The organism is Pandoraea morbifera (assembly GCF_902459575.1).
Lineage (GTDB): Bacteria > Pseudomonadota > Gammaproteobacteria > Burkholderiales > Burkholderiaceae > Pandoraea > Pandoraea morbifera.
Genome location: NZ_CABPSD010000010.1, coordinates 190,914 through 204,924 on the forward strand (window position 1 = coordinate 190,914; position 14,011 = coordinate 204,924).

The window sequence follows — 14,011 nt, forward strand, 5'->3', positions numbered from 1 at the left end:
TCTAGCAAAAAATGCCCTGAAGCCCGCGTAATTGCGGGCTTTTGGCTTTTTAGGTCTGGCAAGTTCTGGCAGCGTTTTGCATCGCCAAGCATGTTTTTTTATGGCATGGTACGGGATGCTAACTGCATCCGATGCCATGCATGACGCTTGATACCATGTCCCTTGTTTCAGGATGGGCATGGTATCGTGATAGTCAAGAGGCCCGGTTTTGCTGGGATTAAGCCCCATTCTTCCGCGCTCTTCAGAGCATGGTATTTATTCATGGAATAAATGGAAGCCACGCTCACGGATACCAAGCTCCGAAACCTCAAGCCGCAAGACAAACTCCACAAGGTGATTGATCGTGACGGCTTACGTCGCCGTCACCCCGGCTGGCGCTATCGCCTTTCGCTACCACGACTCCATCAATGGCCGGCAGGAGACCGTTACCTTCGGTCGTTATGGCTTAGGTGGGATCACCTTGGCGGAGGCGCGCGTGCGGCTAGGGGAGGCGAAGAAGATGATCGCCGCAGTTAAGTCGCCTGCTAAGGAGAAGGCGCGTGCGGAGGCTCGCACGAAGGGCGCGGAGACTTTTGATGATTGGCCTGAAGAATGGCTGCGCGGCTATCAGATGGCGGACTCGACACGAGATATGCGCCGGTCAGTCTATGAGCGCGAATTGAAGCCGAAGTTTGGCAATCAGAAGCTGGCTGAAATCACTCATTGGAGTTGACCCGGTAACTCCGGACACGGCGTCACACTAAAGTTGCTGAATCCATCGAGTGCCGGAACTCGCGAGGCGAGCGGTATTTCAGCGCGCTATGGGGATGCCTCTCGTTGTAATGGTCGAATGCGATGGCCAAGTTGCGTGCAGCAATCGCCGCGTCCGGCTTCGGCATAAAGGCGACGTAATCGCGTTTCATGGTCTTCACGAAGCTCTCGGCCATGCCGTTACTTTGCGGGCTGCGCACCGGCGTGATCAATGGCTTCAGGCCAATGTCCATCGCAAACCGGCGTGTGTCGTCGGCCGTATAGCCTGAACCATTGTCGCTCAGCCACTCGATTTCGGACGGTGTATGCAATTCGTTGCCAAACCGATTTTCCACTGCGGGCAGCATCACGTCGCGCACGATGTCGCCGCTATGGCCTGCTGTCGTAGCCGCCCAGCTCATCGCTTCGCGGTCGCAGCAGTCCAGCGCAAACGTCACTCGCAACGGCTCGCCGTTGTCGCAGCGGAACTCGAAGCCATCCGAACACCAACGCTGGTTGCTGCGCGACTGACCGCAGGCTTCGGCAAGTGCAACCGGTATCCAAGTGATCCAACGTCATCTGCTTGGCCGTTGTGACTTGCCAGGGTTTGAGCTGCCCCGTCGATTGAATCGCGACGGTGGCGAGAAGGATGCCGTTAGCACTGTGCATAGGATCAATTCATCCTGAAGAATCTGAAGATGACTTGATCCGGGCGGCACGAGTCGGTGAAGTCTTTTCGAAGCTTCAGAACACTCCGTCACCATTGATAGCCCGGATCAGCTCGATCCAGCCCCGTTTGTTAATCAGAATTCAAATCTGGGGCTGATGAGGTTTCAGATCGATGCGGCCACGGGTGCCAGGGTGGGGCCGTGCTGAACGCGCTCCGGCACTTTGTGCACCATGGTGTAGGCGTAGTCGACGCCCATGCCGTAGGCGCCGGAATGCTCTTTGACCAGTTCCATGACGGCATCGTAGGTGTCGCGGTTCTTCCAGTCGCGCTGCCACTCCAGCAGTACCTGTTGCCAGGTCACCGGCACTACCCCTGCCTGGATCATGCGCTGCATGGCGTAGTCGTGAGCTTCCTTGGTCGTGCCACCGGAAGCGTCGGCAACCATGTAGATCTCATAACCGGCATCGTGCATGGCGGACAGTGCGAAGGTGGTGTTGCAGACCTCGGTCCACAGGCCCGACACGACGATCTTGTTCCGTCCGTTCTTCTTCAGCGCGTCACGCACCTTCTGATCGTCCCAGGAGTTCATGGACGTGCGCTCAAGCAACGGAGCGTCAGGGAAGACCGCGAGCAGTTCGGGGTAGGTATGCCCGGAAAAGCTCTCGGTTTCGACCGTGGTGAAGATGGTGGGCACATTGAAGATCTTGGCTGCTTTAGCCAGGCCTACGGTGTTGTTCTTCAGCGTCTGCCGGTCAATGCTCTGCACGCCAAAAGCCATTTGCGGTTGCTGATCAATGAAGATCAACTGGCTGTTGAGCGGGGTCAGGACTTCAGTGTGTGGATTGCTCATGGTTCTTCCTATTTGCTGAACGGTGGCGAGAGTTTCTCGGCGGGTTGTCGCCGAGTGCCAGCACAAGATAGCGGAATACTGAGCGAATCGGTGGCGCACTTTTGCGCCCTTGGCGTCGCATTATTGCACCGAAGATCACGCCCAATCCGGTGCTAGGATCTCGGCCAGTCGGATCATGTCGATCCATTTTTCGCCAAGGAGAATCCAATGGCCGCTTCACGACCTTTCAACGACGACACCGCCTACTGGGGCGTTTCATGGGAAGAGGGCTACGGCTATCCGCAAGCGCGGCGAGTCGGTAACGAGATCTTCATCTCGGGCCAGTTCAACCATGACGAAGAGGGCAACGTGGTAGCGCCGGCGCCACTGGGTGCTGACGGTCGTCCGAGCGATTTCTCGTCGATGGGCGAACAGATGCGGGTATCCTACGACAACATCGCCAAGTTGCTTGCGCTGTATGGCGCCACGATGCAGGATGTCGTGGAAGAGACGTTGTATGTGTTGGACATGGACGCGGCCTTTGCCGTGGTTGGCAAGGTGCGTAAGGCGGCCTATGGCACCGAGCGACCGCAGGCGGCCAGCAATATCATCGGTGTATCGCGGCTCGCTCAGCGTCCACAGCTAATTGAGATTGTCTGCCGTGCTGTGATCGGCGCCCAGGCCAAATGACCAGCGCTCCCGGTTTCAATTATGAAGCCGGCATGGCTTGCTGACCTTCGACCAGCGGTTTGAGGTCGGCCACGGCAGCCGCGCAGAACGTCATGAATGCCTTCACCCGCCAGGACTTCCTGATGTCCTGGTGGGTAAGCAGCCACAACTCATCCTGAAGCTCCTGCACCACTGGGCCGACCCGAACCAATCCGGGGGTAATGTCGCCCAGCATGCAGGGGAGGAAGCCAAAACCCAGGCCTGCCGCAATGGCGGCACTTGCTGCCGCAACTGAATCGGTGCGGTAGGAAATGTGCTCCGGGGGCACCCGAGATTCGACGTGGCTCGTTGCCTTCAATCCGCTCAGTCCTCCCGAGTAGGACACCCACGACTGGCCCTCAGCGAAGGGATCGGCACTCGTTGCCTGGTTGACGCTGCGATACGGGGCCCAGGCAATGTTGGCGAGCTTGCGACCCACGAGGGTATCTGCCGGTTTTTTGGTGGCACGTATCGCAATATCCGACTCGTCCCTCGCCAAGCTCAACGTCTGGTTGCCGACCAGCACTTCAATGGTGATGCCCTCATTGAGCGCTTTGAAGTCCGCGATGATCGGCGTGAGAAAGTACAACAGCAGCGAGTCGCTCGTGGTAATCCGCAGTTTTCCCAGCGGGCCCTGGCCGGCGCGAGAAACTCTGCGGGTGACACTGACGATGTCCAGTTCAACGCGCTCGGCCAGTGCACGCAGCTCTGCACCTTCGGCAGTTAACAGATACCCCGCCTTGCGATGATCGAAAAGCGCAACCCCAAGCGTTTTCTCAACCTGCGTAACCCGGCGGGAGACCGTGGAAACATTGATGCCGAGCCTCTTGGCTGTGGCGGCGCGGTTGCTACAGTCACTCAGCGTTTTGATGATCCGCAAGTCGTCCCAGGAAAGCTGGCTGACAGCTTCTCCGGCATCCCATTTCGGTCCGTTAGAATTCGATTGGATCGGCGAGACACTTCCACGTGACGGCTTCACGAAAATCATTCCAGGTTAGGAGGAGCGGTAATCCCCCCGTTTTCCACGGGGTTCAGAAGTAGAAACCAAGCGGCCATGGCCAGCGGCTGCTTTGGCGTAAATCCGTCCAAGGCCATGTTCGGGCGGTCGTGATTGTAAGTCCACATCCAGTCGGTCGCGAAGCGCTGCACGTGGTCCATGTCTTCCCTGTGGTACTGCGACGGCCATTCGTATCGCACGCTCCGGTTGAATCGCTCGACATACGCATTCTGCTGGGGCTTCCCCGGCTGGACGCCGCTCGCTTTGTCATTTCGCGCCGGGGAGTTGGCCTCAATCCTTTTTGCAAGTGCCTCCGCTAAGATCTCCGCCTTGAGCTTCTCCACGACCTACATCTTGCGCAGCCGCGCGTTCTCGGCTTCCAGTGCCTTCGTCCGCGCGATCAGCGACACGTCCATGCCGCCATACTTCGAGCGCCATTTATAGAACGTCGCCGTGCTGACGCCCAGTTCCCGGCACAGGTCCGGCACCGCCAGCCCAGCCTCCACGCGCTTCAGCGCGTCCATGATCTGGCTGTCCGTGAATCTCGACGGCTTCATTCTGTAGAACTCCCTCAACGAGAAAATTCTACTTCTGATCCCGACGGTTCTGCGAGGGCATTTCCGCAGGTTTCGGCCTGATGCGCCGATCGTCGCACGCAGGTTTTGCCTTACACCGAGCGAGTCAACCCGCCGTCCACGCGAATGTTCTGGCCGGTGATGTAGCCCGCGCCGTCAGACGCGAGGAAGGCCACCGTCGCGGCAATTTCCTCCGCCTTGCCGTAGCGCTGCATCGGCACGCTCTCGCGCCGAGTCTCCTGTTGTGGCAGGCTGTCGATCCATCCCGGCAGGATGTTGTTCATGCGCACGTTGTCCTGTGCGTATTTGTCGGCGAAGAGCTTCGAAAACGTTGCGAGGCCGGCGCGAAAAACGGCCGACGTCGGAAACATCTCGCTCGGCTCGAACGCCCATGCCGTTGAGATGTTGACGATCACGCCCGAGCGTTGTTTCTGCATGATCGGCGTGACAAGGCGCGTCGGCCGGATCACGTTCATCAGATAGGTGTCCATACCGCGATGCCAGTCCTCGTCGGTGATCTCGAGAATCGGCGCGCGCGGACCATGACCGGCGCTGTTGACCAGCACGTCGATACGTCCCCAGCGTTCGAGCGAAAGCTCGACGAGCCTGGCCAACGCCTCGTTCGACTGGTTCGAGCCGGTCACTCCCACGCCCCCCAGTTCCGCGGCCAACGCCTCGCCCTTGCCGGACGACGACAGAATGCCGACCCGGAACCCCTCCGCCGCCAGACGCCGCGCCGCCGCCGCACCCATACCGCTGCCACCCGCGGTAATCAAGGCCACTTTTTCTACTGTCATGCTGCTATCCTCCGAAGACGTTGGCACAAGCCTCAATGGCTGCCAGATCGCGCGATTCATGCCTGACAGCGTAACATCCTCATGCCAGACGGATGCATCAGATTTTGGTGCTTTATCCAGTAGAAAAATTACTTCATGACCGAAGCCATCGGGCGTCTGCCGTCGCTTAACGCGCTACGCGCCTTCGAGGCGGCGAGCCGGCATCTCAACTTTCGGATCGCTGCCGAAGAACTTGGCGTGACCCAGGGGGCCGTCGCCCAGCAGATTCGCGGGCTCGAAGCCGAACTGGGCATGAAGCTCTTCGATCGGCACGCGCGCGCATTGACGCTCACGGAGAACGGGCGCCGCTATGCCGGCGGCGTACGCCGTGCGTTCGAAATATTGTCGGATGCTACGCAGGCGCTGCGACCGGAACCGCTGCGCCTGACGATCAGCGTGACACCGACGTTCGCGTCGAAGTGGCTGATTCCGCGTCTGCCGGCATTTCTCGAGGCGCATCCTGACATCGATCTGCGCATTCTTGCGACTGACCGGCTGTCGCACTTCCAGGCGGATGCCGTCGATCTCGCCGTTCGCTACGGCAGGCCGCCGTTCGGCGCGGGGCTGACCGTCGAGCGGTTGTTCGACGAAGCGCAGGTGGCCGTGGCGTCACCGCAAGTGATCACCACACTCGGACACCCCGCGGAGCATGCAAGCCTGCATGGGCACGCCTTGCTGCACGACGCACACAATGCCTGGCCGCAATACCTCGAACAGGCGCTGCCCGGCGTGTCACTGTCAGTTGCCAAGAACGTGCGCTTCAATCAGACCGCGCTGGCCATCGACGCCGCCGTCGCGGGGCAGGGCCTTGCGCTGGCGCATGCCGACTTCGTGGCGGCCGATGTCGCAGCGGGGCGATTGGTCCGCCTGTTCGATACGGTGCTGCGTACCGGCGCGGGCTTCTACATCGTCTATCCGCGACGTAACCGTCACGCCGCACGGATCGCCGACGTGCAGGCGTGGCTGTTGCAAGCATCCCGACGCCCGATCGCCTGACCGACGCGTGTGATTCCCGGACTTCGTGTCATCATATGGCATGGCCCAGATCCCACTCTTTCCGCTCGGCAACGCCCTGTTTCCCGCCGGGGTGTTGCATCTGCGCATCTTCGAAGTGCGCTATCTCGACATGATCAAGCGATGTCTGGCTGACGGCACCGAGTTCGGCGTCGTCATCCTGCGACAGGGCAGTGAGGTACGCCTGCCGGACGCCGTCGAGGAGCCGGCGATGATCGGCACGATGGCGCGCATCGAGGACTGGCGCGCACCCATGCCGGCACTGCTCGAACTGGTGTGCCGCGGCACGACGAAGTTCTCGCTCTCTCACGTCGAACTCGGCAAATACGGTCTCTGGATGGGCGAGGCGCAAGTATTGCCGGATGATCCGGGCGTCGCCATTCCCGACACGCTGCAGGTCAGCGCCGACACGCTGGGCAAACTGATCGCCGGCCTGCAGCGCGACCCGGCACGAGCGGCGAAATTGCCGCTGGCGCCGCCTTACCGGCTCGACGAATGCGGCTGGGTGGCCGATCGCTGGGCCGAGCTGCTGCCACTGCCGCCGCACGAGAAGGAGACGCTGCTCGGCATGGCGGATCCGGTGGCGCGTCTGGCGCGCATTCAGGCATTTCTGACCGATCACGGCGTGCTGTCCTGAGCGATGGCGGCGCTCCGGATGCCGCGTGATGCCGGCACCCGGCCTGATGGCATCGCACGGAACAGGCGATAATGCGCGCTGAAACGTTATTCCACATCCATGACAGTCCAGATCAACCAAGAACTCAAGGCGTACATCGATCCGCTCACGCCTGACGAATACGCGTCGCTCGAACAGAGTCTGCTTGCCGAAGGGTGCCGTGACGCCCTGGTCCTCTGGGGCGATGTCCTCGTCGACGGCCACAACCGCTACGAAATCTGCCGCAAGCACAACATCGAATTCCGCACCGTTCAGAATCCGTCGTTCAAGTCGATGGACGATGTCCGCCTGTGGATGATCGACAACCATCTCGGACGCCGTAGCGTGTCCGATTACCAGCGCGGCGTACTGGCGTTGCGCAAGAAGACGATTCTCGAGGCGCGTGCGGGCGCCACCGCCGGGGCGCCGGCCGACTCGGCCGCGCCGCAGGCGGCCGCGCCGGGCCCCCAGGCAGACGGCGGCGGTTCGGGCAGCGGCAATACGTCGGCCCCGGGACATGCGCACACGATGGCGCTCACCCGCGCAGCGCTCGCGCGCGCGGCCCGTCTGTCGAGCAATACGCTTGGGCAGATCGAGCAGATCCACAATGCCGCGGCACCCGAGCTGGTCGATGCCGTCAAGCGAGGCGAAGTTTCGATCAACGCGGCGGCCGCCGTCTCGACGCTGCCGCAGGCAGCGCAGGTCGCAGCGGTGGTCGCCGGCAAGCAGGAGTTGCGCGAGTTGGCGCGCCAGGTGCGCGAGGCGCGTCCCGTCAAGCCACGCAAGAAGAAAGACGAGGACGCGGTCGAGGACGACGACGGCACGCCGCCGTGGGACACGACCGCTGACCCATCCGACGAGCTCGCGCGTCTGTCCAGGGAGCTCAAGGCGGTAACGACCGAGCGTGACGCGCTCAAGAAAAAGGTGGCTCACCTGACCATCGCATTGGCTGAGGCCCGTGCCGGCAAGTAACCGCGCAATGCCGGTCGCGGAGGCCAAATCCCGCACTGGATCCAGTCGTTCTTCGATTGGATCCAGAATCGCATCGACGTTACCTTATGTGTTTTAATCTCGCCATGCGAACCCCCGGACCCCAAGCCCTTCACCAGGCCATCCGCGACACGCTTCGAGACGAGATCTTGAGCGGCGTGCTGCCGGGTGGGTATCAACTGCGCCAGGAAGCGCTTGCCGAACGTTTCCATTCGAGCCGTGTGCCGGTGCGCGAAGCGTTGCGGCAGTTGGAGGCGGAGGGGCTGGTCGTGCACCATCTCAACCGCGGTGCAACCGTGGCGAGCATGGACATCGAGCAGTTGTGCGAGCTGCTCGACATTCGCGTGGCCCTCGAATGTCATGCGGCCAGGCTGGCCGTGCCCAACATGGCCGGGCGCGACTTTCAGGTCATGGAGCAGATACTGGCCGACTATTCGGCCTCGGAAGTCGTCTCGGAATGGGCTGAATACAACCGGCGCTTTCATCTGGCGCTCTGCGCGCCCGCCAACAACCGGCGCCTGCGCATGCTGATCGAAGCGTACTGCCTGAATACCGACCGTTATTCGCATCTTGCGATGTCACAGGCCACGGGCAAGGAAAAGCCGCAGCACGACCACTACGAGATTCTGGCGGCTTGCCGCCAACGCGACGTGGCGGCCGTCGTGTCGATGCTCGAGTCCCACATCGTCGCCACGCGCAACGAGATCAAGGCGATGGCCCGGGAAGACGTGGGCTTCCTGTCGCGCGCATCGCTCTGATCATTCGCGCCGCCGGATCGTGCCGGGCAACGGGCAACGGGCTGCGGCCTGCCGGTGACGCCGCAGCCGTCTGCGTGAAATATGCGGTAACACGGCGACCCGCGCCGACCGCGCGCACGCTTCACGCCACGATGGCCGAGCCGCCGTAGCAGTGCTATCTTGGGCGTCATCGTCTCTGATGAGGTGAACCATCATGGCTGCAAATCCCGCGTCGGTTCCCGGTCGGTCTCCGTCCAAAGTTTCCACCGTGATTCGCGTCACGAGCGGCAACTTCATGGAGATGTTCGACTTCTTCCTCTTCGGCTTCTACGCCACCCATATCTCGGCGACGTTCTTTCCTTCGGGCGATGAATTCGCGTCGCTGATGCTCACTTTCATGACCTTTGGCGCGGGCTTTCTGATGCGCCCGCTGGGCGCCGTCATACTGGGCGCCTATGTCGACCGTATCGGGCGTCGGCGCGGATTGATCGTCACGCTGTCCATCATGGCGATGGGGACCATCCTGATCGCGTTCGTGCCGGGCTTCGCGACCATCGGCTATGCGGCCCCGTTGCTCGTGCTGATCGGGCGCCTGCTGCAGGGTTTTTCCGCGGGGGTCGAGCTCGGCGGCGTGTCGGTCTATCTCTCCGAGATGGCGACCCCGGGGCACAAGGGCTTTTACGTCAGTTGGCAGTCCGGCAGCCAGCAGGTGGCGATCATCGTGGCGGCGCTGCTCGGCTACTTGCTCAACACGTGGCTCACGCCGACGCAGGTGGCCGCGTGGGGCTGGCGCATTCCGTTTTTCATCGGCTGCATGATCGTGCCGGTGCTGTTCATGATTCGCCGCTCCTTGCAGGAAACCGAGGCGTTTCTGGCGCGCACGCATCGTCCGAGCACGGCAGACATCTTCCGCTCGATCGTGCAGAACTGGGGGCTGATGATTGCGGGCACCATGCTCGTGGCGATGACGACCGTGTCGTTCTATCTCATTACCGTCTACACCCCGACGTTCGGCAAGTCCGTGCTGAAGCTGTCGACGACCGATGCCCTGGCGGTGACCTTCTGCGTGGGCGTCTCCAACTTCATCTGGTTACCGGTGATGGGGGCGTTGTCCGACAGGGTCGGGCGCCGGCCGCTGCTGCTGATCTTCACGGTGCTGACGATCCTGACCGCCTATCCGGTCATGGCGTGGCTCGTCGTGCAACCGACGTTCGGCAAGATGCTTGCCGTCGAATTGTGGCTGTCCTTCCTTTATGCAAGCTACAACGGGGCGATGGTGGTGGCGCTCACGGAAATCATGCCGGTGGAGGTACGCACGGCGGGTTTTTCGCTCGCGTACAGTCTGGCGACGGCATTGTTCGGCGGCTTCACACCCGCAGTGGCGACCGGTCTGATCGGTCTCACGGGGAACAAGGCGGCGCCGGGATGGTGGATGACCTTTGCCGCCGTGTGCGGCCTGATCGCCACGCTCGTGCTGTATCGCAAGCGCGGCGCGCCCGAGGCGGCCATGGCGTGACGTGTGGGCGACGCACTGACGTTATCGGGGCGTGTGCGAGAATAGCGTATTGCCGATAGCGGCCAATTGCGCGGTCTGGCGCGCCCTTCCATGGGGCGGCCGACGCACCGCGGCTTTTCGTCAACGTTTCATGAATCGAGATTTACCCGCGACCGACGAGACCTACATGGGCCTGGCGCTCGAGCAGGCGCGCGCCGCGATGGCGCAGGGCGAAGTGCCCGTGGGGGCCGTCGTCGTTTGCGACGGTCAGGTCGTCGCGGTCGGTCACAACTGTCCCGTTGGCGGCCACGATCCGTCGGCCCACGCCGAGATGCAGGCCTTGCGTGCCGCCGCGAAGGCGTTGGGCAATTACCGGCTGCCCGATTGCGAACTGTACGTCACACTCGAGCCGTGTGTCATGTGCGCCGGCGCCATCATGCACGCGCGCATCAAGCGCGTCGTCTATGGCGCGGCCGACCCCAAAACGGGCGCTTGCGGCAGTGTCGTCGACCTGTTCGCCGAGCCGCGTCTGAATCATCATGCCGAAGTGCTCGGCGGCGTCATGCGCGACGACTGCGTTGGCGTTCTCCAGGCATTCTTCAGCGAACGGCGCGCAGCTGCGAAGGCTCGGCGCCTGTCGGCGGGCGCCGAGATCGTCGACAACACCCCCCCAACTTCCTCATCCGGATCCTCCATTGATGCAGACCAGGCTTCTTGAACTTATTGCACCGTCAGGCTACGCGCCGGATGTCGACGTGGCGGCACGCGGCGTCGAGGTGCTGGAGCGGCTCGGCTACACAGTGAGCAATCGCGAGGCGCTCGATCGGCGCTACCTGCGCTTCGCCGGCACCGACGCGCAACGCGTTGCGGAGATCAACCAACTGGCCGGGCGCGACCATCCGGTGCCTGACGTCGTGCTGGCCGTGCGCGGTGGATACGGCGCGGTGCATCTGCTCGATCAACTCGACTACGAGGGCCTGCATCGTCGGCTGTCGGGGGCGCCGGTGGCCATCATCGGCCACAGCGACTTCACGGCCATCCAGTTGGCGCTGCTCGCGCAGTCCCACCTGACGACGTTTGCCGGACCCATGTTGCTGGCGGACTTCGGGGCGGAGGCGCTGAGCGACTTCACGCTGAACCAGTTCCAGACGGTTCTTCACTCGCCCAGCCACGTGGTCGAGTGGCAGGGCGATGGCGCGAGCGGCGACGTCGATGTGTCGGGCACGCTGTGGGGCGGCAATCTGGCAATGGTCTGCAGTCTGATCGGCACGCGCTATCTGCCGCAGATCGACGGCGGGGTGCTCTTCGTCGAAGATGTCAACGAGCCACCGTATCGTGTGGAACGCATGCTGTACCAGTTGCATCAGAGCGGCATTCTCGCGCGCCAGCGTGCGTTAATCCTTGGCGACTTCTCGCAATACCGGCTGAGCGACTACGACAACGGTTACGACATGGCAGCCATGATCGAGAGCGTGCGCAAAGTGATCGGTATTCCCGTGGTCACCGACCTGCCGTTCGGGCACTGTGCCGACAAGCTCACCCTGCCGGTGGGCGGGCAGGGCCGATTGCAGACGGCGGGTGCTCAGGCCCGGCTCACGCTTACGGGATATCCCTATATCGCCTGATCCCCGCCGGTGACCCGGTCGAAAATGGCCGGATCGGCGGGCGAAAGCGCGCCGGGTCGATAACGCGGCCCGGCGCGCTTTTTTTGTTTGGCCGCCCATTGCCTGGGGATTGGCGAGATTTTGCAGGCGGTTGATGGCTATTTCGGCGAAATTCGGGAGTTCGGTGCGGGAGGATTCGTCTCGCGAAAGGTGACGATGCCGAGCGGATGGCCGGGGCCGCATTGCCGCGCCGGTGGGGTGACTATACGTGTAAGCGGAGCCTGAATATCTGAATATCGCTATGTTTCGGGCAGGTGGATTTGGCTACACTTCTTCGATCGTTTCGCCATCAGAAGGATGCCAGGACATCATGGCCAGCAACACCGCAAATGCCAAGGATTACCCGCGCGATCTGATCGGTTACGGACGCCATGTGCCGTTTGCCGATTGGCCGGGGCGCGCGCGTATCGCCGTCCAGTTCGTGCTCAATTACGAAGAGGGCGGCGAGAACTGCGTGTTGCACGGCGATCGCGCCTCCGAGCAATTCCTCTCCGAGATCATCGGCGCGGCCGCTTATGAAGCGCGCCACATGAGCATGGAGTCGATCTACGAATATGGTTCGCGTGCAGGGGTGTGGCGGATTCTGCGCGAATTCGAACGCCGCGGTTTGCCGCTGACCGTCTTTGGCGTTGCGATGGCCATGCAGCGTCACCCCGAGGTGACGGCGGCGTTCCAGGCGCTGGGGCATGAGATCGCGTGCCACGGGTGGCGCTGGATTCACTATCAGAACGTGGACGAGGCGACCGAGCGCGAGCACATGCGCATTGCCATCGACATCTTCAAGGAATTGACCGGCAGCGCGCCGCTGGGCTGGTACACCGGTCGCGACAGCCCCAATACGCGTCGCCTGGTGGTCGAGCAGGGCGGGTTCGTTTACGACTCGGACAACTACGGCGACGATTTACCATTCTGGACGCAGGTGCGGACCGCCAATGGCGACGTCAAGCCGCATCTGGTCGTGCCGTACACCCTCGACTCCAACGACATGCGTTTCGCGGCGCCGCAAGGCTTCAACACGGCGGATCATTTCTTCCATTACCTGCGCGACGCGTTCGACGTGCTCTACGCCGAGGGCGACGAGGCGCCGAAGATGCTGTCGATCGGCATGCACTGCCGCTTGCTGGGGCGTCCGGGCCGTTTTGCCGCGTTGCAACGATTCCTCGATCACATTGAAAAGCACGACCGCGTATGGGTGTGCCGGCGAATCGACGTGGCGCGCCACTGGCAGGCGCGTCATCCGTTCGTGGCGGCCTGAATCCGTGAATCCGTGATGGCGTGACTCCATGAATCGGCGGGCGCATCGGCAAGCGATGCGGTCGCCAACATCGAAATCGAATCCGACAGGCGTCATCGGGCCGTGCCAAGCGTGCGGCGGGGCGCCACCGTTGTTCTCCAGGAGAGCAGTTAATGAATGCACCGTTGCCCATGACCCAGCGTACCGTTGCCGAGCTCTCGGCGTTGCCGCGTGTAGAGTTCGTTGCCGCGCTCGACGGTATCTTCGAGCATTCCCCCTGGGTGGCCGAGTCCGCCTGGGAAGATCGACCGTTCGCGACCGTCAACGCGTTGCACGACGCCATGTGCCAGGCGGTCATCGATGCCGGCGAGGGTCCGCAGCTCGATCTCATTAGCGCGCACCCGGAACTGGCGGGCAAGGCGGCGGTGCGAGGCGAGCTCACGGCCGAGTCCACGCGCGAGCAGGCCGGCGCCGGTCTGGACCAATGCAGCGCGCAAGAGTTTGCACGTCTGACCCAGCTCAACGACGCGTACAAGGCCAAGTTCGGCTTCCCATACATTCTGGCGGTGCGCGGTCATACGCGAACCAGCATCATCGAGAATTTCTCTAACCGGCTCGAGAACAGTCGCGCCGACGAAATCGAAGAGTGTCTGCGTCAGATCTTCCGAATCGCGGGGTTCCGGTTGCAGGACCTCGTGCGCGACTGAAACGACGGTTGCCGGGCGGCGAGCACATGCTTGCCGCGGCAGCCATCATCTTTTTGCATCAGTGGTTTTCGTCATTCAAGTACCAAGGAGTTGGCATGGCCCTCGCCCCGCAAGATCCGAACGCACCGGAATTCGTGCGCCGATACGTGAATCTGGCCGATCCTCGCCTGG

General features: G+C 62.2%; 14 protein-coding genes and 3 pseudogenes. 11 read left to right on the plus strand and 6 right to left on the minus strand.

Annotation, left to right across the window (positions count from 1 at the left end):
- Window positions 1–270: 270 nt before the first annotated feature.
- A pseudogene (locus PMO31116_RS17245) lies at window positions 271–703 on the plus strand (integrase arm-type DNA-binding domain-containing protein); the annotation flags it as partial.
- Window positions 704–734: 31 nt separating this feature from the next.
- Here the strand turns inward: PMO31116_RS17245 and PMO31116_RS17250 are convergent.
- A pseudogene (locus PMO31116_RS17250) lies at window positions 735–1,253 on the minus strand (integrase core domain-containing protein); the annotation flags it as partial.
- A 309-nt stretch (window positions 1,254–1,562) separates the two neighbouring features.
- Window positions 1,563–2,249 (minus strand): hydrolase, encoded by a 687-nt coding sequence (locus PMO31116_RS17255; protein ID WP_150567807.1) that lies wholly within the window; start codon window positions 2,247–2,249, stop codon window positions 1,563–1,565.
- Window positions 2,250–2,456: 207 nt separating this feature from the next.
- Here PMO31116_RS17255 and PMO31116_RS17260 point away from each other — a divergent pair, with 207 nt between their 5' ends.
- A complete protein-coding gene (locus tag PMO31116_RS17260) occupies window positions 2,457–2,918 on the plus strand; it encodes a RidA family protein (protein ID WP_150567808.1) in 462 nt (153 codons plus the stop codon).
- A gap of 19 nt (window positions 2,919–2,937) precedes the next feature.
- Here PMO31116_RS17260 and PMO31116_RS17265 read toward each other — a convergent pair whose 3' ends face one another.
- From PMO31116_RS17265 to PMO31116_RS17275, 4 genes and pseudogenes are all read right to left on the minus strand, one after another.
- Window positions 2,938–3,924: a LysR family transcriptional regulator gene (locus PMO31116_RS17265; RefSeq protein WP_174971417.1), complete on the minus strand. Its 987-nt coding sequence runs from the start codon at window positions 3,922–3,924 to the stop codon at window positions 2,938–2,940.
- A complete protein-coding gene (locus PMO31116_RS24445) occupies window positions 3,921–4,133 on the minus strand; it encodes an integrase core domain-containing protein (protein WP_425494805.1) in 213 nt (70 codons plus the stop codon). Before PMO31116_RS24445 ends, PMO31116_RS17265 begins: the two co-directional genes overlap by 4 nt.
- Before the next feature lie 50 nt (window positions 4,134–4,183).
- Window positions 4,184–4,490, minus strand: a pseudogene (locus tag PMO31116_RS24450) (transposase); the annotation flags it as partial.
- Between the two features lie 110 nt (window positions 4,491–4,600).
- Entirely contained in the window at window positions 4,601–5,305 is a 705-nt protein-coding gene (locus PMO31116_RS17275; protein ID WP_150567809.1) for an SDR family oxidoreductase, read from the minus strand.
- 135 nt (window positions 5,306–5,440) lie between these two features.
- Here PMO31116_RS17275 and gcvA point away from each other — a divergent pair, with 135 nt between their 5' ends.
- The 9 genes from gcvA to uraD all read left to right on the plus strand — a co-directional run bounded on the left by gcvA (window position 5,441) and on the right by uraD (window position 13,840).
- Window positions 5,441–6,340, plus strand: a complete 900-nt coding sequence (gene gcvA, locus PMO31116_RS17280; protein WP_174971420.1) for a transcriptional regulator GcvA — start codon at window positions 5,441–5,443, stop codon at window positions 6,338–6,340.
- Between the two features lie 40 nt (window positions 6,341–6,380).
- Window positions 6,381–6,995 carry an LON peptidase substrate-binding domain-containing protein gene (locus PMO31116_RS17285; protein WP_150567810.1) on the plus strand — a complete coding sequence of 205 codons (615 nt, stop codon included), beginning with the start codon at window positions 6,381–6,383 and terminating at the stop codon, window positions 6,993–6,995.
- 99 nt (window positions 6,996–7,094) lie between these two features.
- The gene (locus PMO31116_RS17290; RefSeq protein ID WP_150567811.1) at window positions 7,095–7,985 is read left to right on the plus strand and encodes a ParB N-terminal domain-containing protein; all 891 of its coding nucleotides are present in this window, start codon (window positions 7,095–7,097) and stop codon (window positions 7,983–7,985) included.
- Window positions 7,986–8,089: 104 nt separating this feature from the next.
- Complete coding sequence (locus tag PMO31116_RS17295; RefSeq protein ID WP_150567812.1) at window positions 8,090–8,761, plus strand: GntR family transcriptional regulator; 672 nt, start codon at window positions 8,090–8,092, stop codon at window positions 8,759–8,761.
- Between the two features lie 193 nt (window positions 8,762–8,954).
- Window positions 8,955–10,256: an MFS transporter gene (gene tcuC, locus PMO31116_RS17300; RefSeq protein WP_150567813.1), complete on the plus strand. Its 1,302-nt coding sequence runs from the start codon at window positions 8,955–8,957 to the stop codon at window positions 10,254–10,256.
- Between the two features lie 130 nt (window positions 10,257–10,386).
- Window positions 10,387–10,953, plus strand: a complete 567-nt coding sequence (gene tadA / locus PMO31116_RS17305) for a tRNA adenosine(34) deaminase TadA (protein ID WP_150567814.1) — start codon at window positions 10,387–10,389, stop codon at window positions 10,951–10,953.
- Window positions 10,934–11,860, plus strand: coding sequence for a muramoyltetrapeptide carboxypeptidase (gene ldcA / locus PMO31116_RS17310; protein ID WP_150567815.1), 927 nt, complete (start codon window positions 10,934–10,936; stop codon window positions 11,858–11,860). Before tadA ends, ldcA begins: the two co-directional genes overlap by 20 nt.
- Before the next feature lie 349 nt (window positions 11,861–12,209).
- Window positions 12,210–13,154, plus strand: coding sequence for an allantoinase PuuE (puuE, locus tag PMO31116_RS17315; protein ID WP_150567816.1), 945 nt, complete (start codon window positions 12,210–12,212; stop codon window positions 13,152–13,154).
- A gap of 152 nt (window positions 13,155–13,306) precedes the next feature.
- Window positions 13,307–13,840: a 2-oxo-4-hydroxy-4-carboxy-5-ureidoimidazoline decarboxylase gene (gene uraD, locus PMO31116_RS17320; protein ID WP_246185346.1), complete on the plus strand. Its 534-nt coding sequence runs from the start codon at window positions 13,307–13,309 to the stop codon at window positions 13,838–13,840.
- Window positions 13,841–14,011 lie beyond the last annotated feature (171 nt).